The sequence below is a fragment of the Variovorax paradoxus EPS genome, from assembly GCF_000184745.1.
GTDB lineage: Bacteria > Pseudomonadota > Gammaproteobacteria > Burkholderiales > Burkholderiaceae_C > Variovorax > Variovorax paradoxus_C.
On the sequence record NC_014931.1, the window covers coordinates 381967 to 406094 of the forward strand.

A 24128-nucleotide genomic window follows, 5' to 3' on the forward strand; every position below is an offset into this window, starting at 1 on the left:
CCAACAACCAGAGATGAGGCTTGAAATCGATACTTTTTTGACCTTTGCACCAGCGGTTCGGCGAGGGCATTGCGGTGCAGCAAACGCCTTTCTCCTCGGGGGAGAGGGCCCGGCGGCAGGCGATTGCTGCGGTGCGGAAGGCGCTGGAAATGCGAAGTCAAGAATTCATAGGTGTTTTCCCGCCCCGGAGGGCGCTCGCCGCGACGCGGCACACTCTGGCGCCATGACGAAAACCACTTCTTCCCAGGCCACGCCGACCGCGGCGGGCCCGCTCGCCGGCCTCAAGGTGGTCGAACTTGGACAACTGGTCGCCGGCCCCTTTGCCGCACGCACGCTGGCCGACTTCGGTGCCGCGGTGGTGAAGATCGAGCCGCCCGGCGCGGGCGATCCGCTGCGCACCTGGCGGCTCATGAAAGACGGCACTTCCGTCTGGTGGCAGGTGCAGTCGCGCAACAAGCGCTCGCTGGCGCTCGACCTGCGCGAGCCCGAGGCGCAGGCCATCGTGCGGCAACTCGCGGCCGAGGCCGATGTGCTGATCGAGAACTTCCGCCCCGGCGCGATGGAAGGCTGGGGCCTCGGCCCCGACGCGCTGCTGGCCGCCAACCCGGCGCTCGTGATGCTGCGCATCAGCGGCTACGGCCAGACCGGCCCCTACCGCGACCGCCCCGGCTTCGGCGTGGTGGCCGAGGCGATGGGCGGGCTGCGCCACCTCACGGGCGAGCCGGGCCGCGTGCCGGTGCGCGTGGGCGTGTCGATCGGCGATACGCTGGCGTCGCTGCACGGCGTGATCGGCGTGCTGATGGCAATGCAGCACCGCAACGCGACGGTGAGCGCGCAATACCCGAAGGGCAGGGGTCAGGTGATCGACGTGGCGCTCTACGAGGCGGTCTTCAACTGCATGGAAAGCCTGCTGCCCGAGTACGGCGAATTCGGCGCGGTGCGCGAGGCCGCCGGCAGCGCGCTGCCCGGCATTGCGCCGACCAATGCCTACCGCTGCGCGGATGGCGGCTACGCGATCATTGCCGGCAATGGCGACGGCATCTTCCGCCGCTTGATGGAATGCATCGGCCGGCCGGACCTGGCCGCCGACCCGGCGCTGGTGGGCAACGCGGGCCGCGTGGCCCAGGTGGACATGCTCGATGCCGCCATCGGCGACTGGGCCGCCGCGCGCACCGTGGACGAAGTGCTCGCCGCGCTCGATGCGGCGCACGTGCCGGCCGGCCGCATCTACACCATCGCCGACATCGCGACCGACCCGCACTACGCCGCGCGCGGCATGTTGCAGCAGGTACGGATGCCCGACGGCAGCGCGCTCGCGGTGCCCGGCTTCGTGCCGAAGCTCTCGCTCACGCCAGCCAGCCATCGGCACAACGCGCCGGCGCTGGGTGCGGACACCGATGCGGTGCTGAAGGAAATCGGCCTGAGCGCCGAGCAGATCGCCGCGCTCCACGCACGCGGGATCGTGGGTTGAAAAGGCAAATCCGTTCGCGCTGAGCTTGTCGAAGCGTCGCGCAAGGCTTCGACAAGCTCAGCCCGAACGGTGCTTTGCGCAGTCTCAGCCGCGCAGAGATTCGATCAGGTCGATGTACTTCTGCTTGGCCTCGTCGCTGCTCGCACCCTTCTGGGCGGTCCAGGCGTCCCACTTGGCGCGTGCGACGATGTCGCTGAAACTGGGCTTCTTGGCGGTGTTGTCGCCTTCGGTGGCCTGCTTGAAGAGGCCGTAGATCTTCAGCAGCGTCGGGTTGTCGGGGCGCTCGGCCAGGAGCTTGGAGTTGGCCTGGGCGGCTTCGAATTGGGCGTTGAGGTCGGACATGGCGGTGGGAAGAAGATGAGTCGAAACGGCAATCTTAATAACCGGGAGCGGGAGGAACATTCATGAAGAAGACATCCGCACTCTGGTGTGCCGTGCTGCTGCAGCTTCTGCTGCTGGCCGCGACGAGCGCGCATGGCGCCTTGCGCGAGGAGCAGTTCGACGTGCCGGTGCAGGTCAGCGACATCTACGGCAAGCGCGTCGAGCAGTCCATCCGGGTGACTGTCTTCTCGGACGACGCGAACCCGGTGCCGGCTCCGCTGATCGTCCTCAACCACGGGCGGGCGGCGCAGTCCGCGGAGCGCGCGGCCATGGGGCGCGCGCGCTATTCGGTGGCGTCGCGCTTCTTCGTGGCGCAGGGCTTCGTCGTCGCTGTGCCGACCCGCATCGGCTACGGCGTGACCGGCGGCGAAGACGTGGAGGCCAGCGGCCAGTGCGGCGCCAGGCGCTACGCACCGGCCTACGAAGCGGGGCTGGCACAGACGCTGCGGGTGCTCCAGGTGATGCGCGCGAGGCCCGATGTCGATCCGGCGCGCGCCGTCATCGTCGGCCAGTCGTTCGGCGGAACCATCGCCATCGCGGCGGCCGCCCAGAACCCGGCGGGCGTGGTGGCGGCCATCAACTTCGCGGGCGGCGGTGGCGGCAATCCGAAAACGCAGCCGCAGCGCCCGTGCTCGCCGGAGGCGCTGGAGCGGCTGTTCGGCCACTACGGCAAGACGGCGCACATGCCCACGCTGTGGATCTACACCGAGAACGACCAGTACTTCGGGCCCACCTATCCGCAGGAATGGTTCAAGGCCTTCAGGGATGCGGGCGGCAAAGGCGAGTTCACGCAGTTCCCGCCTTACGGCGAGGACGGGCACGCGCTGTTCTCGCGCTATCCCGAGGTGTGGCAGCCGCGGGTGCGGGCGTTCCTGGAGCAGGTCGGGCTGATGCGCCAGCGGCGGTGACGCGCGCCGCTCAGTCCGACAGGCCGGCCCGAGCCAGCTCCACGTCCAGCCGCTCCCGCGCATCCGCCGGTGTCATCGCCGCGGCCTTTTCATAGAGCTGGGTGGCTTCGGCCATGCGCGAGTCGCCATGCAGCATCAGGAGGGCGCGGGCGTATTCCATCATTCCGGCGGGCGAGTGCGGGTGCAGTTCGAGCCCGCGCTCGAACAGCTCCACCGAGGTCTCGGCGCGCACGCCGTAGGTCATGCGGCCGACCAGCGCGCCCACCTTGTCGATCACCTCGGCATGGAACGCGGCCAGCGCGAGGTGCGCGTCGGCGTGCGCCGGCTGCAGCGCGATCACATGCTCCAGCGCGCCCTTGAGCTTGGTGCCGAGGCCCTGGGCCAGCGCGCGCGCCACGCTGATGCCCTGGCTGTAGCGGCCCAGTGCATAGGCCTGCCAGTAGAGCGCCTGGCAGTTGTCGGGTTCGGCGGCGGCCTGCGCACTGGCGCGCTCGATCACCTGGCGGAACATCGCGAGCCGGGTGGCCTCGCGCGGCTCGAGGTAGTTGGCGTAGATGGCGGTGGCCTGGTTGGCCAGCACCAGGCCTTCGGAGCCGTGCAGAAGGCCGATGGCGGCGGCGCGTTCGAATTCGCCGCTGTGGTACAGCGCCCAGCCTTCTGCCAGCGGCGCGTCGGGAGCGGGCGGCGGCAGGTGGTGGCCGGCGTGCAGGCGCGGCCAGTGCGGCAGCACGCTGCGCGCATCGAAGCGCGGCACGTCGGCGTAGGGAAGGGGCGTCCAGGGTTCCGCGTTCGCGGCGACCGGGCCGGCGGACATCAGCGAGAGCGGTTTGAAATCGGGGTGGGGCATGGTGTGAACAGGGCCCTAGGCCGCCATGTCGACCGTGGGAGCCACGTTGTGCGTGGCATCTTCGCCGTTGTAGGCATTGCTCAGTGTCAGCAGATGCCGCCGTTGTTCGCGTCCGAGATAGGGCGCGAGCAGGTGCAGGGTGTGGTGGCCGCCGCGCATCAGCGCGCCCTGCGCATGCGCGGGCTCGAGCGCCTCGCGCGGGTTGCGCACGTACTCGTAGCTCAGCCAGTAGGTGAGCACCACGACCATGCTCTGGGCCAGCGGATCGATCTCGTGCGCGTCGATGTCCAGGTGGCCGGCGCGGCCGAGGCCGGAGATCAGCTGGCGGATCGCGCGGGTCTTGTTCTTGAGCACCAGCTGGAACTGCGTTTCCAGGTGACGGTTCTTGCTCAGCAGGTCGTTCAGGTCGCGGTAGAGAAAGCGGTAGCGCCAGATCAGCTCGAACAGCGTGTGCATGAAGAACCATGCGTCCTCCACGTCGTGCACGCCTTCGCTCGCATGCAGCAGCTCGTTGAGCTCGGCCTCGTAGCCTTGGTAGAGCGTGTTGATCAGCTCTTCCTTGGCGGGGTAGTGGTAGTAGAGGTTGCCGGGGCTGATGTTGAGCTCGCCCGCGATCAGCGTGGTCGAGACGTTCGGTTCCCCGAAGCGGTTGAACAGGTCCAATGCGGCTTCGAGGATGCGTTGCGCTGTGCGGCGTGGCGCCTTCTTTGCCATGTCGGTGCCCCCGGTGTGTCTCTTGGTCTTGGGAACACTCTAGCGTATGTGCACTGCACCATGAACGGTGCGGGACATGTTTTGCGGCGCTGATTTTTTGTGCAGCGCCGCAATTCGGGCGAGGTCAGCCGGCCTTGGTGCGGCGCAGCGTCTTCTTCGCGGCGGGGGCGGGTGCCGCGGTTTTGCGCGCGGTGGTCTTGCGGCTGGTTGCGGCTGCCTTCGCGCTGCCTTTCAACTGCGCTTCGAGGGCCTCGACGCGCGCCTGTAGCGCGGCCATGTCGGCCGCCGAAGGGACACCGAGTTTTTCGAGGGCGCGTGCCACGCGCTCTTCGAAGATGTTCTCCAGCTTGCCCCACTGACCCGCGGCCTTGGTGCCGAACTCGCTGGCGAAGCCGGCCATGCGCTGCTGGGCCTGGGCGAGGGTTTCTTCGGCGGCGGCCTGGGTCTTCTTCTGCATGCCGGCGCCGTCCTTGACCAGCGCCTCGAAGGCCTTGCTGCCTTCCTGCTGCATCTTGGCGAAGGCGCCGAGGCCGGCCAGCCAGATCTGCTGCGCGGAATCCTTGATGCGGTCGGAGGATTTGTCGTTGCCGTTGTTGCTGTCGTCGTCTTGAGTCGCCATTGCGAAGTAGTCCTTTGAAAACTTGTCGCCTGACTCTAGCCGCTGGGCATCGCTTCCGTTAGAGCTTCGCCTCTACGACGATGACGGTGGCTACGGCGTGGCGCCGGCTGCGCGGCTGGCATCGAGATGCGCCTTCGCCCGTTCCGCCAGTGCCATTTCGCCGGGCGTGCCGGGCACGAAGGCTTCCACCGGAAGCGGCCGGCCGTGCGAATCGACCGAGACGAAGACGATCAGGCACTCGGTGGTCTTTTCCATCATGCCGCCCTTCATGTCGCCGCTGCGCACCTCGACCGAGATGTTCATGCTGGTGGTGCCGGTGTAGGCGAGGCGGGCTTCGACCTCGACGAGGTCGCCGATCATGATCGGCCGGTGAAAGCGGATGCTGCCGATGAAGGCGGTGACGCAGTAGCGCTTGGCCCAACTGGTCGCGCAGGCGTAGCCCGCCTCGTCGATCCACTTCATGACCGTGCCGCCGTGGACCTTGCCGCCGAAGTTGACGGTGTTGGGTTCGGCCAGAAATCGCAGGGTGATCGAGGACATTGGGGCGCCTTATAAGGGTGGCTGTGGGTGAGGAGCCGCGATTATGCGAGCGGGCGCCCGCTTCCGGCCGCGCCGCCTGTCGTCCCGACACACACGCTCAGCTGCCGCTGAAGAGTTGCGCCAGCGTGCGCCGAAGCCACGCGTTGCCCGGGTCCGCATGGAAGCGCTCGTGCCAGTGCTGCTTGACCGCGTAGTCCGGCAGCGCGAAGGGCAGCTCCAGGAGCTTCACTGGCTCCTGCGTGGCCAGCACCTTGCCCAGGATGCGCGGCACCACGACGAGCAGCTCGGTGTGCGCCACGATCCGCGCCACGCTCAGGAAGCTCGACAGCCGCACCACCACGTCGCGCTTCAACCCGAGCCGCGCGATGGTCGTGTCGACGATGGCATGCCCCGTGCCCGACGTGGACACCACCGCATGCGCCTCCGCCTCGAAGCGCTTGCGCGCGAGCCTGGCGCCGATGCGCGGATGGTTCTGTGCCGCGAGGCACACGAAGTTCTGCATGAACAGCGTCTGCTGGTAGAAGCCCGCGTCCAGCTGCGGCATGAAGCCCACGGCCAGGTCGACCTCGCCGTCCTGCAGGCGGCGGCCGCTGTTGGTGGAGATGATCTCGGTCTCGATGTGCACGCCCGGCGCCACGTGCCGCAGGTGGTCGAGGAGGCCGGGCAGCAGCACCACCTCGCTGATGTCGGTCATGCAGATGCGAAAGCGCCGCTGCGCCCCGGCGGGCTCGAAGCTGCTGCGGTTGCCCTGCGCCTGCGCCAGTTGGGCCAGTACCTCGCGCAGGTTCGGGTAGATGCGCTCGGCATGCGGCGTGGGCTGCATGCCCTGCGCGGTGCGGGTGAAGAGGCGATCGTCGAAGTGCGCACGCAGCTTGTTGAGCGCGGTGCTGGCCGCGGCCTGCGCCATGCCCAGCCGCTCGGCCGCCTTGGAGACGTTGCCGGTCTTGTAGACCTCGTCGAACACGGCGAGCCATTCGAGATCGAGCTTGGACATGGTGTTCTCCGGGCTTCTTGGCTTAGGGCGAAAGACACCATTATCGAAATTTTCAATTCCGTGTATTGGCTGCCGGTCTTGAGGAAATAGTGGGGCGGCTCAACAATGCCGCAACGGAGACAACCACGCATGAATTCCGCTTCCCAGAGCCCCGCCAAGAGCCCCGCAAAAAGCGCCCCGGCCAACGCCGCCGAACGCAGCGACTACTACGCCCGCATCCGCCCCCTGAACCTCACGCCGCTGTGGGAATCGCTGCACGCCCTGGTGCCGCGCGAGCCGCAGACGCCATGCGTGCCCGCGCTCTGGCGCTACGACGAGATCCGCCCGCTGCTGATGGAGTCGGCCGAGCTCATCACCGCCGAGGAGGCCGTGCGCCGCGTGCTGGTGCTCGAGAACCCGGCGCTGCCCGGCAATTCGTCGATCACGCAGTCGATCTACGCGGGGCTGCAGCTCATCATGCCGGGCGAGGTGGCGCCCTCGCACCGCCATGTGCAGTCGGCGCTGCGCTTCATCGTCGACGGCAAGGGCGCCTACACCACGGTGGGCGGCGAGCGCACCACCATGTACCCGGGCGACTTCATCATCACCCCCTCGTGGGCCTGGCACGACCATGGCAACGAAGGCATCGAAGGTGTGAGCGAACCGGTGGTGTGGCTCGACGGGCTCGACATTCCGATGCTGCGCTTCTTCGACGCCGGCTTTGCCGAGAACGACGACGCCAAGGTGCAGCATGTCGCGCGCCCCGAGGGCCACAGCCTCGCGCGCTTCGGCCACAACATGGTGCCGGTGCGGCACGACCACGTATCGGCCACCTCGCCGATCTTCAACTACCCGTATGCGCGCAGCCGCGAGGCTCTCGCGCAACTGCAGAAGCAGGAAGCGCCCGATGCGTGGCTGGGCCACAAGCTGCGCTACATCAACCCGCTGACGGGCGGCTCGCCGATGCCGACGATCTCGACCAACCTGCAATTGCTGCCGAAAGGCTTCGCGGGCAAGACGCACCGCGCGACCGATGGCGCCGTGTACAGCGTGGTCGAAGGCCACGGCATCGCCGAGATCGCGGGCCAGCGCTTCGAGTTCGGCCCGCGCGACACCTTCGTCGTGCCGTCGTGGGCGCCGCTGCGGCTTTTGTCGCCGGTCGATGACGTGGTGCTCTTCAGTTTTTCCGACCGGCCCGTGCAGCAAGCCATGGGCATCCTGCGCGAAGCCTTTCTCGAAGACGCCTGAACGGCGGCCGACCTCTTTTCATTTCATCATTTTTGACCGTGTGCCGTTTCGTGCGGCAGGAACCCTCCATGTCCTTCGTCTTCACGCCTCCTTCCATCGTCGGCCTGCCCATCGTCGACTCCGACAAGCTATTCCCCGTGCGCCGCGTCTACTGCGTCGGCCGCAACTACGCAGCACACGCCCGCGAGATGGGGTTCGACCCCGACCGCGAACCGCCGTTCTTCTTCTGCAAGCCCAACGACGACGCCTCGGTCGTGCCGGTGGCTGAAGGCGAGACCGGCAAGATCCCGTACCCGCCGCTCACGAGCAACTACCACTACGAGGCCGAGCTCGTGGTCGCCATCGGCAAGGGCGGCAAGGACATCCCGGTGGACCAGGCATCGAGCCACATTCACAGCTACGCCGTCGGCCTCGACATGACGCGCCGCGACCTGCAGATGAAGATGCGCGAAGCCGGCCGCCCTTGGGAAATCGGCAAGGCCTTCGACTTCTCGGCGCCCATCGCGCCGCTGCGCACGCTCGCCGACGTGGGCGAGATCAACGCGGGCGCGATCACGCTCACCGTCGATGGCGAGGTGCGCCAGAACAGCGACATCACGCACCTGATCTGGTCGGTCAACGAAGTGATCGCCAATCTCTCGACGCTCTTCACGCTGCAGCCCGGTGACCTGATCTTCACGGGCACGCCTGAAGGCGTGGGCGCGGTGAAAGCGGGGCAGACGATCAAGGTGAGCATCGAGCGGCTGCCGTCGCTCACCGTTCGCATCGACTGATAGGGAATGCGGTCTGTCGTTGCAACCGTTCGGACCGAGCTTGTCGAAGCCTCGCGCAGCGCTTCGACAAGCTCAGCGTGAACGGATTTTTCTTGAACTCAATTTGTACGAGGCCGCAGTCCCCATGAGTGCATTCCCCTCCGAAACAAGACACCCGTCTGTGCTGCTCGTCGGCGGCGGCATCGGCGGCATGGCCGCGGCACTTGCGCTCGCGCGCCTCGGTGTTTCCATCGACCTGCTCGAACAGAGCGCAGCCATCGGCGAGATCGGCGCGGGCCTGCAGCTCGGCCCCAATGCCTTCGCCGCGCTTGATGCGCTCGGCGTGGGCGAGGCGGTGCGCCGGGGCTCGGTCTTCACGGACAGGCTCGTGATGATGGATGCGGTCGATTGCGGCGAGGTGGCCTCGGTGCCGGTCGGCGAGGCTTTCCGCGCGCGCTTCAGGAATCCGTATGCGGTGAGCCACCGCGCCGACCTGCATGGCGCGATCCACGAAGCGGTGAAGCAGCATCCGCTGATCCGCTTCCACACCTCGGCGCAGGTCGAATCGATCGATAGCGGTGCGCACGGTGTCACCGCGGTCACGCGCGATGGCCGGCGCTTCCAGGCCGATGCCATCGTGGGCTGCGACGGCGTGAAGTCGGTGGTGCGCGCCAAGCTCATCGGCGATGCGCCGCGTGTCTCGGGCCACGTCGTCTACCGCGCGGTCGTGCCCGCGGCCGACATGCCGGCCGACCTGCGCTGGAACGCGCCCGTCGTCTGGGCCGGCCCCAACTGCCACCTGGTGCACTACCCGCTGCGCCATGGCGAGCAATACAACCTGGTCGTCACCTTCCACAGCCGCGAAGAAGAGGAATGGGGCGTCACCGACGGCAGCAAGGAAGAAGTGCTCTCGTACTTCGAGGGCGTGCACGCGCGCCCGCGTCAGTTGCTCGACCGGCCCACCTCGTGGCGCCGCTGGAGCACCGCCGACCGCGACCCCGTCGACCGCTGGAGCGAAGGCCCGGCCACGCTGCTGGGCGATGCGGCGCATCCGATGATGCAGTACCTCGCGCAGGGCGCCTGCATGGCGCTCGAAGATGCGGTGACGCTGGGCGCGGCGGTCGAGGCCTGCGATTTCGACATGACCGCCGCCTTCAAGCTGTACGAAGCGGCGCGCGTTGCCCGCACGGCGCGTGTGGTGCTGTCGGTGCGCGAGATGGGTCGCCTGTACCACGCGAAGGGCGTCGAGCGGTTGGTGCGCAACAGCCTCTGGATCGGCCGCACGCCGGAGCGTTTCTACGATGCGGTCGAGTGGCTCTATGCGTGGCGGCCGGAGCACTGTCTGGACGATGCACCCACATCGCTGCAACCTGCCGCGGCCGAGTTTTCGTTGCATTGAAACGAGTTTCTTCCATCATCACTATTCGAGGCCAAAGGCCCAGGAGACAAGCACCATGAATTTCTCGCGCACATTGCTGACGGGCGGCCTCGCCTTCACCGTTACCGTCGCCACCACCGGCGCGCTGGCGCAGGCCGGCGACTTCCCGAACAGGCCCGTGACGCTGGTCACGCCCTTCGCCGCCGGCAGCGGCCCCGACGCGGTGCTGCGCCTCGTGTCCGACAAGCTCTCGCGCCTGTGGAACCAGCGCGTGGTGATCGACAACAAGCCCGGCGGCGGCGGCTTCATCGCCATCGACCAGGCGCGCCGCGCCGCGCCCGACGGCTACACGCTGCTGCAGCTGGACAGCGAGCACGTCGCCGCGCTGCCGCACCTCTACAAGTCGAAGAACTTCGTGACGCTGCAGCACTTCGACCCGGTGGCCTCGCTGTTCCGCACGCCTTTCTTCGTGGCCGTGGGCACCGATTCGAAGTGGAAGACCATGGGCGATCTCATCGCCGCCGCCAAGGCCGAGCCCGAAGGCGTGGTGTACGGCTCCTGGGGCGTCGGGAGCCCGGGCCACCTGGGCGCGCAGCAACTGGAGGCGCTCACCGGCATCCGCATGCGGCATGCGCCGTACCGCGAGGTGTCGCAGCTCTATTCCAACGTGGGCACGGGCGAGGTGCCGTGGGCCTTCGCGAGCATTCCGTCGAGCCAGGGCATCTACAAGGCCGGCAAGCTGCGCTACATCGCGGTCGCGGCGCCCAAGCGCATTCCGCAGATGCCCGACGTGCCGACCATGGCCGAGGCGGGCGGGCCGGCCTCGCTCGAAGTCAACTCCTTCGTCTCGCTGCTCGCGCCCAAGGGCGTGCCGGCGGCGGTGAAGGCAAAGATCAACGCCGATGTCGCCAAGGTCATCGCCGACCCCGAGATCCGTGCGCGCTTCGACACCTTCGCCTTCGAGCCGCTGGCGTGGTCGCCCGAGGAGATCCAGCGCAACGCCGAGGCCAAGTCGAAGGTGTACGGCGAACTGGTGCGCAGGGGCAACATCAGCCTCGAGTAGCGGCTGGCCTGCCTTCCCAGGGGTGTGGCCCGCAGTTAAGCTGCCCCTCTTTGCTTTCTTTGACAAATTTTTCACGTTCTTTTCGCCCATGCAAGCCCAAAAAAGAGCCCTCCTGATCGCCTGCGGCCTGGCCGCCGCCGCCCTGCTGCCGCTCGCCGCCCACGCACAGGCCGCCGACTGGCCGACCAAACCCATCCGCCTGCTCGTGGGCTTTCCGGGCGGTTCCACCCCCGACATCGCGGCGCGCACCATCGCCGAGCCGCTGGGCAAGGCGCTGGGCCAGCCGATCGTGGTGGACAACAAGGCCGGCGCCTCGGGCAACATCGCGGCCGACCAGGTGGCCAAGGCCACCGACGACCACACGCTGGGCCTGGTCATCAACGGCAATCTCACCTCGTCGAAGATGCTGTACCCGAAGCTGCCCTACGACCCGGTCAAGGACTTCACGTATCTCTCGCTGATCGCGACGGCGCCGCTGGTGCTGGTGGCGCAGAACAACCTGCCCTCGGGCACCGCCTTCTTCGACGCCGCGCGCCAGGCCGGCGACAAGTGGAACTACGGCTCGGTGGGCATCGGCTCGGTGGGCCACCTCGGCATGGAACTGCTCAAGAGCCGCGTGGCCGGCTTCAAGCCCGAGCACGTGCCCTACCAGGGCAATCCGCAGGTCATCACCGCCATGCTGGGCGACCAGGTGCAGATGGGCCTGATCCCGCCGGGCGTGGCCATGCCCCAGGTGCGCGCCGGCAAGCTCAAGGCGATTGGCCTCACCGGCGGACGCAGCGCGCTGGTGCCCGAACTGCCGCCGCTGTCCGAAGCCGGCGTGAAGGACTTCAGCCTCGAGGTGTGGGTGGCGCTGCTCGGTCCGGCCAACCTCTCGAAGGCCGCGCAGGCGCGCATCAGCCGCGAACTCGAGGTCGTCATGAAGACCCCCGAGGTCCGCCGCAAGCTCTTCGAGCAGGGCTGGCAGGCCGTGGGCACCTCGCCGGACGGCATGCGCACCCGCGTGACGGAAGAGGCTGCGATCATGACCAAGATCATTTCCACCCGCGGAATCAAGCTGCAGTGATGGCAGCCCAGCAGAAGACCCTGACCGAACCGGCGCGCGAACTGCCGGTCTTCGGCGAATACGACGTGGTGGTGGTCGGCGGCGGCCCCGCCGGCATCGCGGCCGCCGTGAGCGCCGCGCGCCACGGCGCCAACACCCTGCTGGTGGAGCGCTACGGCTTCCTCGGCGGCATGGGCACCGCGGGCGGCGTGACCAACTTCGCCGGCCTCTACGGCAAACGCAACGGAGAGATGACGCTGCTGGTGCGCGGCGTGGCCGACGACCTGCTCGATCGCATCGGCGCACTCGGCGGCCTCAACAAGCCGCAGGACGGCATGCAGGGCCGCATCCGCGTTCGCTCCTACGACACCTCGGCCTACAAGATCGCGGCCGACCAGTTGCTGATCGATGCGGGCGTGAACCTGCTGTTCCACGCGTGGGCGGCGGCGGTGATCCGCGACGGCGACCGCATCGCGGCGCTCGTGGTCGAGACCAAGTCGGGCCGCCAGGCGATCCGCGCCAACGCCTTCATCGACGCCAGCGGCGACGCCGACGTGGCCGCCTTCGCAAGCGTGCCCTTCGAGGTGGGAGACGGCCACGGCAGCGGCCTCTTTCCGACCACGATGTTCCGCGTCGGCCAGGTCGATGCCGAACCCGCGCTTGCGGCCGTGGGCGAGTTCAAGGCCATCAACGACCTGATGGCCGAGGTGCAGCAGCAGAAGCCCGGCACCTACAGATTTCCGCGCGAAGGCGCGATCCTGCGGCCCAACATCGATCCGCGCGAATGGCGTGCCAACGTCACGCAGATCCGCAACGCGGCCGGCCGCGCGATGAACGGCGTCGATGCACGCGAACTCACCGAGGGCGAGCTCGAAGGCCGCCGCCAGATCGCCGAGTACTTCAATTTCATGAAGGCCGAGGTGCCGGGTTTCGGGCATTCGGCCATCGTGGAGATCGCGCCGCAGGTCGGCATCCGCGAAACGCGCCGCATCGAGGGCCTCTATGCGCTCACCGGCGAAGACATCCTTTCGTCGGCACGGTTCGACGACAGCATCGGCATCAACGCCTGGCCGATGGAGATGCATGCCGACGGCCGCATCGAATGGGCCTTTCCGCGCGACGACAACCACACCTACAACCAGCTGCCCTGGCGCATGCTGGTGCCGCGCACGGTCGACAACCTGCTGGTGGCCGGCCGCTGCGCCGCGATGACGCACGAAGGCCAGTCGGCCGCGCGCGCGAGCGGCGGTTGTTTCGTGATGGGCCAGGCCGCGGGCACGGCGGCGGCATCGCTGGGCAGCGCAAATTTTGCGGATGTCGACGTGCCGGCGCTGCAGAAGAAGCTGGTCGCCGACGGCGCGGACATCGATCGCTGAAGCCACCGAATCCACGGTATGGCGCTAGAGTCCGGGGCTTGATGAACTCCAACCCCGGACGAAAAGTGCACCTCCTTTCGTTTTCGACCCCAGCGCGTCGTCTCCTCCTCGCCGTTTCCTGCGCCGCGCTCGGCCTCATGCAATGGGGCTGCGCCAGCACCCCCGAAGGCGAACCCGTCCACGGCAAGGACGAAGTGGTGAGCTTCCTCGCCGCCAAGGACGGCCGCAAGGTCGTCGTCGCCGCCGAGAAATATCACTACGTGTTCGACGGCGACCCGTCCGTGGCCGCGCTGCTGCGCTGGAGCGGACGCACCAAGGTCACGCCCAGCCTCAACGGCGAACTCAAGGTGGCGCGCAACAACAGCTTCGAAGGGTCGTACACGCTCGTCGCCTTCGATGCCGATCTGACGCCCGAAGACCGCACTTTCCTCATCCAGACAGGTTTTGCCAAGACCGACATGAAATACGGCGACCGCACCGGCCCGGCGCTGCGCTACTTCGGCACCGTCTACGGCACGCGCTACGCGGCCGCGCCGCTCAAGCCGGCCGACACGCTCGACTTCTCCCGTTCGTTCCTCATCAGGTACGTCGAGCAGGAAACCGCCACCGGCCCCGCGGCCCAACCCGCCCCGTCGCCGCTGATCTATGACGACGGCGGCAAGCTGCTGGTGGGCGGCGTGCCCATGTTCATCGTGCAGGGCGGCACCGACTACCGATGCCGGGCGCGCTTCATGGACATCTGCTTCTACAAATAGCGGCGGCGCGCTGACTGAGAGGCTGCTCGGTCACGCCGAATTGCCTCTCAGCCTCTGACCGGGCCGCGACAGCTCGCCGGCCCGTCCTTTGCTATGGTCGAAGGCTGCTTTTTTCCTGCACTGACGACTGCCCTTTGCCGATGACCACCGATCCCGCCACCGCCGCCCGCCTCGTCGACGAACTCGTCGCCCTCATGCAGCTCGAACCGCTCGGCGGCGACCGCTTTCGAGCCCAGAGCGAAGACATCGGCACCCCGGCCGTCTTCGGCGGCCAGGTGCTCGGTCAGTCGCTCGCAGCCGCGAGCCTCACGGTCGGTGCCGACCGGCCGGTGCATTCGATGCACGCCTACTTCCTGCTGCCGGGCGAGCACGCGCCCATCAAGTACAGCGTCGACCGCGTGCGCGACGGCCGCAGCTTCACCACCCGCCACGTGGTGGCGCGCCAGGGGGAGCGGATCATCTTCGAGATGTCGGCGTCGTTCCAGACGGTGGACGACGGCGTCGAGCACCAGCTCGCGATGCCCGCTGTCGAAGGCCCCGAAGGCCTGGTGAGCGAACTCGACCAGCGCCTCGCCCTCGGCGACCGCCTGCCCGAGCGCTGGCGCATCAAGGGCCTGGAGCCGCACGGCATCGAATACCGCCGCGTCGAGGCCGACGACCTGCTCACGCCCATCGTGCGGCCGTCGGAAAGCGCGATCTGGATGCGCGCCATCGCGCCGCTGCCCGACGACCCGGTCGTGCACCGCGCGCTGCTCGCCTACGCCTCCGACCACGGCTTGTTGCGCGCCGCGATGCTGCCGCACGGCCTGAGCTTCATGAGCGGCCAGGTGCGCCCCGCGAGCCTGGACCACGCGATGTGGTTCCACCGCGATTTCCGCATGGACGACTGGCTGCTCTACGTGCTCGACTCGCCCAGCGCGAGCGGTGCGCGGGGCCTGTGCCGCGGCAGCCTGTTCACGCGCGACGGCCGGCTCGTGGCCTCGACCGCGCAAGAGGGCATGCTGCGCATCGTGCGCTGAGAAGACAGACCCGCAACCCAAGGACACATCGAATGAAGATCTTCCACTCGCCCGCTTCGCCGTTCGTGCGCAAGTGCATGGTCGTCGCGCACGAGCTCGGCATTGCCGACCGCATCGAGAAACTGCCGAGCGCGGCCGGCCCGGTGAAGCGCGACGCGACCATCCTCCCGAAGAATCCGCTCGGCCAAGTCCCTACTTTCCTGTGCGACGACGGGCAGGTGCTGTACGACAGCCGCGTGATCTGCGAATACCTCGACGCAAAGCATTCGGGTTCGCTGTTTCCCGCCGATGGCACGCAACGCTGGGCCCGTCTCACCGAACTGGCCCTCGCCGACGGTATGACAGCCGCCGCACTGCTCGCGCGCTACGAAACCATGCTGCGCCCCGAAGCCCTGCGCTGGAATGACTGGACCGAGGGCCAGCTCGCGAAGGTGCGCACCGGCCTTGAATGGCTCGAAACGGCGGCACCGTCGTTCGGTGATCGCGTCGATATCGGGACCATCGCCTTCGGTTGCACGCTGGGCTACATGGACTTCCGGTTTCCGTCGGTCGATTGGCGCGGCGAGGCGCCGAACACGGCGAAGTGGTTCGAGGTGTTCAACCAGCGGGCCTCGATGCAGGCGACGCTGCCGGCTGTCGCCTGAGTCCGTTCAGGGCGGCACTCGCGCCGACGGTGGGCCCTGTTTCGCGAATGTCCCCCGCCTTCGGCTCCTCCTTTATCTCGCGAAACAGAGCCCACCATCAGCGAGCGCTTTCAGAGCGGTCGTTGATCGCCGATCACCAACAGCGTGCCCAAGTGCGCAGGGCATCGGGTGCTCCCCGCAGCGAAATGAATGCGAAGGGACTTCTCGCTTTCTGGTCACGGCATCGAGTGCCAAGATTGATTTGCGAAGTCAATCTGAAACCTTTGAAAGGAGAAGCCCCATGAACGAGATTACCCGAGTCGGCGTGGATTTGGCAAAGCGCGTGATCCAGGTCTTTGCGGTCAATGCCGCGGGCTTGCGCGTCACCGGGCGCGCCTTGGCACGCGATAAATTCCTGGCTTGGTGCGCGCAACTGCCCGCGGGCTGCCTGGTTGCCATGGAGGCCAGCTCCAGCGCCCATTACTGGGCGCGCAAGCTGCTTGCTCTGGGGCTGGATGCCCGCATCATTGCCGCCCCGCACGTCGTGCCTTATCGCCTCCAAGGCAAGAGCGGCAAGAACGACGCCAACGATGCCGCTGCGATCTGCGAGGCGGCCTCGCGCCCGCACATGCACTTCGTGCCGATCAAGAGCGTGGAGCAGCAAAGCATGCTGTGCATTCACCGCCTGCGAGAGGGCGTCAAGGCAGACCGCACCGCCTGCATCAACCGCATCCGGGGCCTGTTGGCGGAGTTCGGATTGGTGTTCGCCCAAAGCCCCGAGGCGCTGCGCCAGGTGCTTCCCGACGCGATGGAAGATGCCAGCAATGAACTGGGCGCTCTGGCCCGGTTGACGCTGCAGCGGGCCTATGCGCAATGGCAAGAACTCGATGCACACCTGCGATGGTGCGACGAGCGCATCGCTGCACACGGCAAGGCCAGCGATCAGGTGCGCCAGGCCGAGCAGTTGCTGGGCGTGGGACCGGTCACGGCATCCGCGGTGGTGGCCACGGTGGGCGACTTCAAGCAATTCAAGAACGGTGCGCAGTTCGGCGCCTGGCTGGGTCTGACGCCTCGACAGAACTCCAGCGGCGGCAAGAACAACCTGGGGCGCATCACCAAGCGAGGCGACGCGTACCTGCGCACGCTGCTGATCCAGGGGGCCAAGTCGATCGTGCTGACGGCGCACAGACGCGACGACCCGATCTCGCGCTGGGTGCAGGCCTTGCGCGAGCGCTCCGGGTGGCAGAAGGCCGTGGTGGCGTTGGCCAACAAGAACGCGCGCATCCTGTGGGCCGTGTTCGCACGCGGGCGGGCCTTCGATGCGCACCACGTCAGTACCAAACCACCAGGCGCCATCGCTGCGGTCATCGCGGTGTAGCGCGAGCTGTTCGAAGAGCCTTTGTTGATGTTTGTTTGTTTGCCAGACGTGAGTTCCAAGATGCAATGAACAGGTCAGACCGGCAGCGGGCAAGCTCGACTCCCCCTTGGTGATGCCAATTGAAGTGGGCATCACGAGAAATGAATGGAGCCCCGCTGAGCGGTTCGTATCTGGGTCCGCACGGCCACACGCCCGTGCAACAAGACCGTCGGTAGATGTGCAGTCTGTTCCTCGTTTCGTTGCGACTCGATCCTCACCGCCTTGCAGGCAATACAGCATGGCAAGAAAACAACCCTGAACCCGTGCTTGACCGCGCGAGAAGTCCCGGTACAAGGGGGAGGCCGCAGGCCGGAGGACATTCGCGGAGGGGAGTACCCGGTGGCCTGTGCGCACGCCCCGAAATCTTGGCTAAATGCACCCCTCGCCCGAAACGAAAAAAGGAATCCGCATGTCTTCTGAAGCACAAAAGAAAGTAGCCGTCGTCACCGCCGGCGGCAGCGGCATGGGCGCCGCCGCAGCCCGCAAGCTCGCGGAGGACGGCTTCCGCGTCGCCATCCTCTCGTCGTCGGGCAAGGGCGAAGCGCTGGCCCAGGAACTCGGTGGCATCGGCGTGACCGGCTCGAATCAGTCGAACGACGACATCAAGCGCCTGGTCGACAAGGTGACGGACACATGGGGCCGCGTCGACGTGCTGGTCAACAGCGCAGGCCACGGCCCCCGCGCACCGATCCTCGAGATCTCCGACGAAGACTGGCACCGCGGCATGGACGTCTACCTGCTGAGCGCCGTGCGCCCCAGCCGCCTCGTGGCACCGCTGATGGTGAAGCAGGGCGGCGGTTCGATCATCAACATCTCCACCTTCGCGGCCTTCGAGCCCGACCCCGTGTTCCCCACTTCCGGCGTGTTCCGCGCCGGCCTCGCGGCCTTCACCAAGCTCTTCGCCGACCAATACGCCGCACACAACGTGCGCATGAACAACGTGCTGCCCGGCTTCATCGACAGCCTGCCCGAGAAGGAAGTGTTCCGCGAGCGCATCCCGATGGGGCGCTACGGCAAGAGCAGCGAGATCGCTGCCACCATCGGTTTTCTCGCTTCGGAAGGCGCGGGCTACATCACCGGGCAGAACCTGCGCGTGGACGGCGGCATCACGCGCTCGGTGTGAAGGAAGGCGCGGGTCGCTCTCTACAATCGCGCGCCATGTGTCCGAGGATGCCCCGCTTCCCCATCCGCCGCCGGCAGTCAGGCTGCTCGCGGCCTACGCCTCCTTGACGATCGCGCAGTGACGCGTCGTGGCTTCGGCCACGGCGACACCCGAGGCCGCAGCGCCGGCCCCTTCCTTCTGCCCTTGTCCCGCATCGCCTCGCCGGCGCATCCGGGCTGCTTTTCTTTTTCCATGTCCTCCTCCCACAGCCGCCTGCGCACCGAGTGGTGCCCGAGCATTCCGCGCGAACTGATGGCCGGCGCGGTCGCCACCTTCGCGCTCATTCCCGAAGTCATCGCTTTCTCTTTTGTCGCGGGTGTCGATCCGGCCGTCGGGCTGTTCGCATCGTTCGTGATCAGCCTCGTCATCGCCTTCACCGGCGGCCGCCCGGCCATGGTGTCGGCCGCCGCGGGTTCGGTCGCGCTCGTGGCCGCGCCGCTGGTGCATGCGCACGGGCTGCAATACCTGCTGGCCGCCGGCGTGCTCGCGGGCGCGATGCAGATCGTGTTCGGCCTGCTGCGCCTGGGCGTGCTGATGCGCTTCGTCTCCACCTCGGTGCGCACGGGCTTCGTCAACGCGCTCGCCATCCTGATCTTCGCGGCGCAGATGCCGCACTTCATCGGCGCTAATACGGCCACCTGGGCGATGGTGGGGCTCGGCCTCGCCGTCATCTACCTGCTGCCGCGCATCACACGCGCCGTGCCTTCGCCGCTGGTGTGCATCGTGGTGGTGACGCTGGTCGGCCACTGGCTCGACCTGCCGCTCAAGACCGTGGCGGACCTCGGGCACCTGCCCGATGCGCTGCCGGCGTTCGCCTTTCCCTCGGTGCCGTTCACGCTCGACACGCTGCGCATCATCGCGCTGCCCGCCTTCGCCATCGCGATGGTCGGCCTGCTCGAATCGATGATGACCGCGAGCGTGGTGGACGAGCTCACCGACACGCCGAGCTCCAAGAACCGCGAGTGCAGCGGCCTGGGCGTGGCGAACGTGGCAGCCAGTTTCTTCGGCGGCATCGCGGGCTGCGGAATGATCGGCCAGACGGTGAGCAATGTGCGCTACGGCGGGCGCGGCCGGCTGTCGACGCTGTTCGCGGGCGCCTTCCTGCTGATCCTCATGGTGCTGCTCAAGCCCTGGGTGTCGCAGGTGCCGGTGGCGGCGCTGGTCGCGATCATGGTGATGGTGTCGGCATCGACCTTCGACTGGGGGTCGCTGCGCACGCTGGTGCGCCACCCGCGCATGTCGAGCGCGGTGATGCTCGCCACGGTGGCGGTCACCGTCGCCACCGACAACCTGGCCGCGGGCGTGGCCGTCGGCGTGCTGCTGAGCGGCGTGTTCTTCACCTTCAAGGTGGCGCGGCTGCTGCACGTGCATGCCGAAGTGGGCGAAGAGGGCCTGCGCACTTACCGCATCACGGGGCAGGTGTTCTTCGCGTCGGCCGACATGCTGGTGGATGCCTTCGACGTGCGCGAGATCGACGGGGCGCCCGTGCACATCGACGTATCGAACGCGCATTTCTGGGACGTGACCGCCGTGGCCGCGTTGACGAAGGTGGTCGAGCGGCTGCGCAAGCACGGCAGCGTGGTGGAAGTGACGGGGCTCAACCAGGCCAGCCGCGACCTGATCCTGCAGCTCGACGCCGCGCCCGAGTAATGCGCGGGTGTAGTGCTTGGGTCCTAGGTAGTTTTCCCCGTGAACGGGTGCTGCCCTGGACCTAGCCTTTCCGGTTTCGCTGGATGTCCGGCGAAGCGGAAAGGCGCCCATGGAAATTCCCGCCCCGGTGTTGAAGAACATGGATCGCACCATCCAGTCCTACGAGGACTCCGCCCGTGAATACAACGCGATCGTGGCGGGTCACCGGCCGCCCGAGATCGTGGACGCGCTGCGCCGGATGATGCAGCTCGTGCCCGCTGGCGGCACGGTGCTGGAGATCGGTTCCGGATCGGGGCAGGACGCCGACTTCATCGAGTCCCTGGGCGGCGTCGTCCGGCGCACCGATGCGGCGCAGGCGTTCCTCGACCTGCAGGCCGAGCGCGGCAAGAAGGGCGAGCTGCTCAATGTCGTGACGGATGCGTTGGGCGGACCCTACGGCGCGATCCTTGCGATGGCCGTGCTGATCCATGTCGATCGTGAGCAGGTTGCGCCCGTTCTCAGCAAAGTGTTCGACGCGCTCGAGCCCGGCGGGGTCTTCCTCGCGGGCATGCGCATCGGCGAAGGCGAGACGAACGGCGACTACCAGACCGTCTACTGGGCGAAAGACCGGTTCGCCGAAGCGCTCGAAGCGGCCGGCCTGCGCCTGCAATGGGACACGGAGTGGATCGGCCGCAAGGACGTGCGGTGGGCTGGCTTCCTCGCGTGCCGTCCGCCCGAGTGAAGGCGGCCTACACGCCCAGGTAGCGCGTCCAGAGCGACCGGTCGGCGTCGAGCGCGGCCGAGTCGCCCCGCCACACCACGCGTCCGCGTTCGAGGATCACATGCCGGTCGGCCAGCGGCAGCAGGCGCTGCACGTACTTGTCGACCACCAGGATCGCTTCGCCCTCGGACTTGAGCGTGGCGATGCAATGCCAAATCTCCTCGCGGATCACCGGGGCCAGGCCCTCGGTGGCTTCGTCGAGGATCAACAGGCGCGGGTGCGTCGACAGCGCACGCGCAATCGCGAGCATCTGCTGCTCGCCGCCCGAGAGCTGGTTGCCCGCGTTGGCCTTGCGTTCCGCGAGGCGCGGAAACAGGCCGTACAGCGCCTCGACCGTCCAGCGCGGCGCGCTGCCGGGGCGCGGCCGTGCGAAGGCGCGCAGGTGCTCGTCGACGCTGAGGTTCGGGAACACATGCCGCCCCTCGGGCACGATGGCCACGCCGCGCCGTGCGATCGCATCGGGCCGCATCGACTTGTTCGGGCCGCCGATGGCCGCGCCGCCGAACTGCACGTCGCCGCGCATCGGCGAGAGCGTGCCGGTCAGCACCTTCAACAGCGTGCTCTTGCCCATGCCGTTGCGGCCCAGCAGCGCGAGCACTTCGCCCGCGCCGATCGTGAGGTCGATGCCGAACAGCACCTGGCTCGCGCCGTAACCGGCCTCGATGGACTTTGCCTCGAGCAAAGTCTTCGTTGTCGTCGCCGTGCTCATGCGTGTCCTTCTGCTTCCGTACCGAGGTACACCGCTTGCACATCGGGATGCCCGCGCACTTCGTCGGCCGTACCGCTCATCAGCACGCGGCCTTGCACCAGCACCGTAAGCCGGTTGGCGAGGCGAAACACCGCGTCCATGTCGTGTTCGATCAGGAGGATGGCCATCGATTCGCGCAGCGATTCGATCAGCTCCACCATACGCGCCGATTCGTCCGGGCCCATGCCCGCCATCGGCTCGTCGAGCAGCAGCAGCTTGGGTTCGGCCGCGAGCGCGAGCGCCACGTCGAGCGCGCGCTGCGCGCCGTGCGGCAGCGTGCCCGCGATACGGTCGCGCTCGCCGCCGAGGCCTACGCGGTCGGCCAGCGCGATGGCGCGCTGCACCAGGTCGCGCTCGGTCGCGCGCGGCGCCATGAAGCGCAGGCTGCTGCCCGCGTGCGCCTGCGCCGCGAGCATCAGGTTGTCGTGCACGGTCTCCTTGGCGAACACGCGCGTCACCTGGAAGCAGCGCGACATGCCGGCCGCCACGCGCTGGTGGTCGCGCAGCTTGGTGATGTCGATCTCGTCGAGCAGGATGCGGCCCGCGTCGGCCTTGAGCAGGCCGGTGATCAGGTTCACCAGCGTGGTCTTGCCCGCGCCGTTGGGGCCGATCAGCGCATGCACCTCGCCGCGTTCGACGGTGAGGCTCACATGGTCGGTCGCCAGCAGGCCGCCGAAGCGCTTGACCAATCCTTCGATTCTGAAAAGGCTCATGGTGTTGCCTTGGTGAGTGGCGCCGCCTGTCGGCGGCGCGCGAGTGCGGCCAGTCCCTTGGGTGCCCACAGCGCGACGGCGATCAGGAGCAGGCCCAGGGGCATGTGCCAGTGCTCGGTGTGCTGCTTCAGGAACTCCTCGAGCAGCAGCCAGACGATGGCGCCCACGGGTCCGCCCCAGCTGCGGCCGAGGCCGCCGATCACCACCATCACCAGCAGCGTGGCCGACTGCGTCCAGTGCATCGTCGCGGGACTGACGAAGCCGTTGCCGCCTGCAAGAAGCGCACCCGCGAGCCCGGCGATGGCGCCGGCAATCGCGAACGCCACAAGCTGCAGCCGGAACACCGGGTAGCCCAGCGCGCGCATGCGCGTCTCGTTGTCGCGGATGCCCATGAGCGCATGGCCGAAGCGCGATTGCGTCGCGCGGTGCAGCCACCAGAGCGCGAGCGCCACGATGACCAGCACGACCCAGTAGAAGTTCGATTCGTTGCCCAGATCGAGGCCGGGCAAGAGCGTCGGGCGGCTCATGAGCGTGTAGCCGTCGTCACCGCCATAGCGGCGCAGCGACACCACCACGAAGTACAGCATCTGCGCGAAGGCCAGCGTGGTCATGATGAAGTAGACGCCGCGGGTGCGCAGCGCCACCGTGCCGATCAGCGCGGCGACGAGGCCGGCCACCAGCGCGGCCAGCGGCCACATCACCCACGCCGACATCACGCCCGCATCGCTGAGTGCCACCACCGTGTACGCGCCCATGCCGATGAAGCCCGCATGCCCGAGCGCCACCATGCCGCCGAAGCCGAGGATGAAGTTGAGGCTCGCCGCGGCCAGCGCCACGATGAGCACGCGGCGCACGAAGCCGATGTAGAAGTCGAGCCCGAACAAGGGCGCGATCAGCGGAAACGCCGCAAGCAGCAGAAAGACCAGCCCGAGGCCGATGGAGCGTGAGGAGAGCTTCATGTGCGCGCCGAAAAGAGTCCGGAGGGCCGGAAGATCAGGACAATCACCATCAGCGCGTACATCGCGACTTCGGCGAAGAGCGGCCCGAGATCGGCCGCGGTGGCCGGCGGCAGCGTGGCGCGCAACAGCATCGGCACGAACGCGCGGCCGATGGTGTCGACCACGCCCACCAGGAGGGCGGCCACGAAGGCGCCGCGCACTGAACCGATGCCGCCGATCACCAGCACGACGAGGGCCGGAATCAGGATGGCTTCGCCCATGCCGACCTGCACGGCAACGATCGGCCCCATCAGCGCGCCGGCCAGTGCGGCGAGTGCCGCGCCGAGCAGGAACACGCCGTTGAAGATGCGGCCCACGCGCACGCCCATCAGCTCAGCCATCGGCCGGTCGGACGCGCCCGCGCGCACACGCATGCCGATGCGCGTGTGATTCACCAGGAGGTAGAGCGCGAGCGCCACCAGGAGCCCGCCGATGAGGATCACAAGGCGATAGGCCGGGTAGGGCAGGCCGTCCATGAGGTTCACCGGACCCGAGAGCGCGGCAGGCGTGGGCGACATCACTGGCGAGGGGCCCCAGGCCATCTTGACGATGTCGTCGGCCACCAGGATCACGCCGAAGGTGGCGAGCACCTGCGCAAGGTGGTCGCGTGTGTAGAGGCGGCGCATCAGCAGCACTTCGAGCAGCAGCGCCACCACCACGGTGACCGCCACCGCGATCACGATGGCGGCGGTGAACGAACCGGTGCGCGTGTGCGCCTCGGCCGCCACGTACGCGCCCGACATGAACAGCGAGCCGTGCGCGAGGTTCAGCACGTCCATGATGCCGAACACCAGCGTGAGGCCCGCAGCCAGCAGGAACAGCATCAGGCCGTAGCCGAGGCCGTTGAGCAGCTGCTCGAGAACAAGAATTCCACTCATAGGTTGAAGAGCGTTGCCCGTGGTTTCATTCGAAAAACACCGAGGAGCCGGCTTTGCCGGGCCTCAGGTGTTGCCCCGCTAGGGGAAGGA

General features: G+C 67.7%; 25 protein-coding genes. 15 read left to right on the plus strand and 10 right to left on the minus strand.

Going from position 1 to position 24128, the window contains the following annotated elements; all coding sequences use genetic code 11:
* Nucleotides 1–223 precede the first annotated feature (223 nt).
* Nucleotides 224–1471 carry a CaiB/BaiF CoA transferase family protein gene (locus VARPA_RS01805; protein ID WP_013538828.1) on the plus strand — a complete coding sequence of 416 codons (1248 nt, stop codon included), beginning with the start codon at nt 224–226 and terminating at the stop codon, nt 1469–1471.
* An 84-nt stretch (nt 1472–1555) separates the two neighbouring features.
* Here VARPA_RS01805 and VARPA_RS01810 read toward each other — a convergent pair whose 3' ends face one another.
* Nucleotides 1556–1813, minus strand: coding sequence for an acyl-CoA-binding protein (locus VARPA_RS01810; protein ID WP_013538829.1), 258 nt, complete (start codon nt 1811–1813; stop codon nt 1556–1558).
* A 62-nt stretch (nt 1814–1875) separates the two neighbouring features.
* On the opposite strand from VARPA_RS01810, the gene VARPA_RS01815 reads away from it, so the two are divergent.
* Complete coding sequence (locus tag VARPA_RS01815) at nt 1876–2760, plus strand: dienelactone hydrolase family protein (protein WP_013538830.1); 885 nt, start codon at nt 1876–1878, stop codon at nt 2758–2760.
* A gap of 10 nt (nt 2761–2770) precedes the next feature.
* Here the strand turns inward: VARPA_RS01815 and VARPA_RS01820 are convergent, their stop codons facing one another.
* From VARPA_RS01820 to VARPA_RS01840, 5 genes are all read right to left on the minus strand, one after another.
* Nucleotides 2771–3607, minus strand: a complete 837-nt coding sequence (locus VARPA_RS01820) for a hypothetical protein (RefSeq protein WP_013538831.1) — start codon at nt 3605–3607, stop codon at nt 2771–2773.
* 15 nt (nt 3608–3622) lie between these two features.
* A complete protein-coding gene (locus VARPA_RS01825; RefSeq protein ID WP_013538832.1) occupies nt 3623–4321 on the minus strand; it encodes a TetR/AcrR family transcriptional regulator in 699 nt (232 codons plus the stop codon).
* A 124-nt stretch (nt 4322–4445) separates the two neighbouring features.
* On the minus strand, nt 4446–4940 hold the full coding sequence (locus VARPA_RS01830; RefSeq protein ID WP_013538833.1) for a phasin family protein: 495 nt from the start codon (nt 4938–4940) through the stop codon (nt 4446–4448).
* A 90-nt stretch (nt 4941–5030) separates the two neighbouring features.
* Nucleotides 5031–5480: an acyl-CoA thioesterase gene (locus tag VARPA_RS01835; RefSeq protein ID WP_013538834.1), complete on the minus strand. Its 450-nt coding sequence runs from the start codon at nt 5478–5480 to the stop codon at nt 5031–5033.
* Between the two features lie 97 nt (nt 5481–5577).
* Complete coding sequence (locus VARPA_RS01840) at nt 5578–6474, minus strand: LysR family transcriptional regulator (RefSeq protein WP_013538835.1); 897 nt, start codon at nt 6472–6474, stop codon at nt 5578–5580.
* 129 nt (nt 6475–6603) lie between these two features.
* Here VARPA_RS01840 and gtdA point away from each other — a divergent pair, with 129 nt between their 5' ends.
* The 13 genes from gtdA to VARPA_RS01905 all read left to right on the plus strand — a co-directional run bounded on the left by gtdA (nt 6604) and on the right by VARPA_RS01905 (nt 20662).
* Nucleotides 6604–7701: a gentisate 1,2-dioxygenase gene (gtdA, locus tag VARPA_RS01845; protein WP_013538836.1), complete on the plus strand. Its 1098-nt coding sequence runs from the start codon at nt 6604–6606 to the stop codon at nt 7699–7701.
* 68 nt (nt 7702–7769) lie between these two features.
* Nucleotides 7770–8474 (plus strand): fumarylacetoacetate hydrolase family protein, encoded by a 705-nt coding sequence (locus tag VARPA_RS01850; RefSeq protein WP_013538837.1) that lies wholly within the window; start codon nt 7770–7772, stop codon nt 8472–8474.
* 124 nt (nt 8475–8598) lie between these two features.
* Nucleotides 8599–9852 (plus strand): 3-hydroxybenzoate 6-monooxygenase, encoded by a 1254-nt coding sequence (locus VARPA_RS01855; RefSeq protein WP_013538838.1) that lies wholly within the window; start codon nt 8599–8601, stop codon nt 9850–9852.
* Nucleotides 9853–9907: 55 nt separating this feature from the next.
* A complete protein-coding gene (locus VARPA_RS01860; protein ID WP_013538839.1) occupies nt 9908–10894 on the plus strand; it encodes a Bug family tripartite tricarboxylate transporter substrate binding protein in 987 nt (328 codons plus the stop codon).
* A gap of 88 nt (nt 10895–10982) precedes the next feature.
* On the plus strand, nt 10983–11960 hold the full coding sequence (locus VARPA_RS01865; protein ID WP_013538840.1) for a Bug family tripartite tricarboxylate transporter substrate binding protein: 978 nt from the start codon (nt 10983–10985) through the stop codon (nt 11958–11960).
* Nucleotides 11960–13315, plus strand: coding sequence for an FAD-dependent oxidoreductase (locus tag VARPA_RS01870; protein WP_013538841.1), 1356 nt, complete (start codon nt 11960–11962; stop codon nt 13313–13315). The genes VARPA_RS01865 and VARPA_RS01870 overlap by 1 nt, the downstream gene beginning before the upstream one ends.
* 137 nt (nt 13316–13452) lie before the next feature.
* Nucleotides 13453–14070: a hypothetical protein gene (locus VARPA_RS01875; RefSeq protein ID WP_013538842.1), complete on the plus strand. Its 618-nt coding sequence runs from the start codon at nt 13453–13455 to the stop codon at nt 14068–14070.
* Between the two features lie 140 nt (nt 14071–14210).
* A complete protein-coding gene (locus VARPA_RS01880; protein ID WP_013538843.1) occupies nt 14211–15089 on the plus strand; it encodes an acyl-CoA thioesterase in 879 nt (292 codons plus the stop codon).
* A gap of 32 nt (nt 15090–15121) precedes the next feature.
* Complete coding sequence (locus VARPA_RS01885) at nt 15122–15733, plus strand: glutathione S-transferase (RefSeq protein WP_013538844.1); 612 nt, start codon at nt 15122–15124, stop codon at nt 15731–15733.
* Nucleotides 15734–16013: 280 nt separating this feature from the next.
* A complete protein-coding gene (locus VARPA_RS01890) occupies nt 16014–17090 on the plus strand; it encodes an IS110 family transposase (protein ID WP_013538845.1) in 1077 nt (358 codons plus the stop codon).
* 448 nt (nt 17091–17538) lie between these two features.
* A complete protein-coding gene (locus tag VARPA_RS01895) occupies nt 17539–18252 on the plus strand; it encodes an SDR family oxidoreductase (protein WP_013538846.1) in 714 nt (237 codons plus the stop codon).
* A gap of 231 nt (nt 18253–18483) precedes the next feature.
* Entirely contained in the window at nt 18484–19941 is a 1458-nt protein-coding gene (locus VARPA_RS01900) for a SulP family inorganic anion transporter (protein WP_013538847.1), read from the plus strand.
* A 109-nt stretch (nt 19942–20050) separates the two neighbouring features.
* Nucleotides 20051–20662, plus strand: coding sequence for a class I SAM-dependent methyltransferase (locus VARPA_RS01905; protein WP_013538848.1), 612 nt, complete (start codon nt 20051–20053; stop codon nt 20660–20662).
* A 7-nt stretch (nt 20663–20669) separates the two neighbouring features.
* Here the strand turns inward: VARPA_RS01905 and VARPA_RS01910 are convergent, their stop codons facing one another.
* The 4 genes from VARPA_RS01910 to VARPA_RS01925 are packed head-to-tail and all read right to left on the minus strand — an operon-like array spanning nt 20670 to nt 24038.
* Entirely contained in the window at nt 20670–21410 is a 741-nt protein-coding gene (locus VARPA_RS01910; protein ID WP_013538849.1) for an ABC transporter ATP-binding protein, read from the minus strand.
* On the minus strand, nt 21407–22162 hold the full coding sequence (locus VARPA_RS01915) for an ABC transporter ATP-binding protein (RefSeq protein ID WP_013538850.1): 756 nt from the start codon (nt 22160–22162) through the stop codon (nt 21407–21409). The genes VARPA_RS01910 and VARPA_RS01915 overlap by 4 nt, the downstream gene beginning before the upstream one ends.
* Entirely contained in the window at nt 22159–23121 is a 963-nt protein-coding gene (locus tag VARPA_RS01920; RefSeq protein WP_013538851.1) for a branched-chain amino acid ABC transporter permease, read from the minus strand. The genes VARPA_RS01915 and VARPA_RS01920 overlap by 4 nt, the downstream gene beginning before the upstream one ends.
* A complete protein-coding gene (locus VARPA_RS01925; protein WP_013538852.1) occupies nt 23118–24038 on the minus strand; it encodes a branched-chain amino acid ABC transporter permease in 921 nt (306 codons plus the stop codon). Before VARPA_RS01925 ends, VARPA_RS01920 begins: the two co-directional genes overlap by 4 nt.
* Nucleotides 24039–24128 lie beyond the last annotated feature (90 nt).

Coding starts and splice junctions, on each gene's coding strand:
- VARPA_RS01805 (WP_013538828.1), top strand. CDS start 224: ATGACGAAAACCACTTCTTCCCAGGCCACGCCGACCGCGGCGGGCCCG.
- VARPA_RS01810 (WP_013538829.1), bottom strand. CDS start 1,813: ATGTCCGACCTCAACGCCCAATTCGAAGCCGCCCAGGCCAACTCCAAG.
- VARPA_RS01815 (WP_013538830.1), top strand. CDS start 1,876: ATGAAGAAGACATCCGCACTCTGGTGTGCCGTGCTGCTGCAGCTTCTG.
- VARPA_RS01820 (WP_013538831.1), bottom strand. CDS start 3,607: ATGCCCCACCCCGATTTCAAACCGCTCTCGCTGATGTCCGCCGGCCCG.
- VARPA_RS01825 (WP_013538832.1), bottom strand. CDS start 4,321: ATGGCAAAGAAGGCGCCACGCCGCACAGCGCAACGCATCCTCGAAGCC.
- VARPA_RS01830 (WP_013538833.1), bottom strand. CDS start 4,940: ATGGCGACTCAAGACGACGACAGCAACAACGGCAACGACAAATCCTCC.
- VARPA_RS01835 (WP_013538834.1), bottom strand. CDS start 5,480: ATGTCCTCGATCACCCTGCGATTTCTGGCCGAACCCAACACCGTCAAC.
- VARPA_RS01840 (WP_013538835.1), bottom strand. CDS start 6,474: ATGTCCAAGCTCGATCTCGAATGGCTCGCCGTGTTCGACGAGGTCTAC.
- gtdA (WP_013538836.1), top strand. CDS start 6,604: ATGAATTCCGCTTCCCAGAGCCCCGCCAAGAGCCCCGCAAAAAGCGCC.
- VARPA_RS01850 (WP_013538837.1), top strand. CDS start 7,770: ATGTCCTTCGTCTTCACGCCTCCTTCCATCGTCGGCCTGCCCATCGTC.
- VARPA_RS01855 (WP_013538838.1), top strand. CDS start 8,599: ATGAGTGCATTCCCCTCCGAAACAAGACACCCGTCTGTGCTGCTCGTC.
- VARPA_RS01860 (WP_013538839.1), top strand. CDS start 9,908: ATGAATTTCTCGCGCACATTGCTGACGGGCGGCCTCGCCTTCACCGTT.
- VARPA_RS01865 (WP_013538840.1), top strand. CDS start 10,983: ATGCAAGCCCAAAAAAGAGCCCTCCTGATCGCCTGCGGCCTGGCCGCC.
- VARPA_RS01870 (WP_013538841.1), top strand. CDS start 11,960: ATGGCAGCCCAGCAGAAGACCCTGACCGAACCGGCGCGCGAACTGCCG.
- VARPA_RS01875 (WP_013538842.1), top strand. CDS start 13,453: ATGCAATGGGGCTGCGCCAGCACCCCCGAAGGCGAACCCGTCCACGGC.
- VARPA_RS01880 (WP_013538843.1), top strand. CDS start 14,211: ATGACCACCGATCCCGCCACCGCCGCCCGCCTCGTCGACGAACTCGTC.
- VARPA_RS01885 (WP_013538844.1), top strand. CDS start 15,122: ATGAAGATCTTCCACTCGCCCGCTTCGCCGTTCGTGCGCAAGTGCATG.
- VARPA_RS01890 (WP_013538845.1), top strand. CDS start 16,014: ATGAACGAGATTACCCGAGTCGGCGTGGATTTGGCAAAGCGCGTGATC.
- VARPA_RS01895 (WP_013538846.1), top strand. CDS start 17,539: ATGTCTTCTGAAGCACAAAAGAAAGTAGCCGTCGTCACCGCCGGCGGC.
- VARPA_RS01900 (WP_013538847.1), top strand. CDS start 18,484: ATGTCCTCCTCCCACAGCCGCCTGCGCACCGAGTGGTGCCCGAGCATT.
- VARPA_RS01905 (WP_013538848.1), top strand. CDS start 20,051: ATGGAAATTCCCGCCCCGGTGTTGAAGAACATGGATCGCACCATCCAG.
- VARPA_RS01910 (WP_013538849.1), bottom strand. CDS start 21,410: ATGAGCACGGCGACGACAACGAAGACTTTGCTCGAGGCAAAGTCCATC.
- VARPA_RS01915 (WP_013538850.1), bottom strand. CDS start 22,162: ATGAGCCTTTTCAGAATCGAAGGATTGGTCAAGCGCTTCGGCGGCCTG.
- VARPA_RS01920 (WP_013538851.1), bottom strand. CDS start 23,121: ATGAAGCTCTCCTCACGCTCCATCGGCCTCGGGCTGGTCTTTCTGCTG.
- VARPA_RS01925 (WP_013538852.1), bottom strand. CDS start 24,038: ATGAGTGGAATTCTTGTTCTCGAGCAGCTGCTCAACGGCCTCGGCTAC.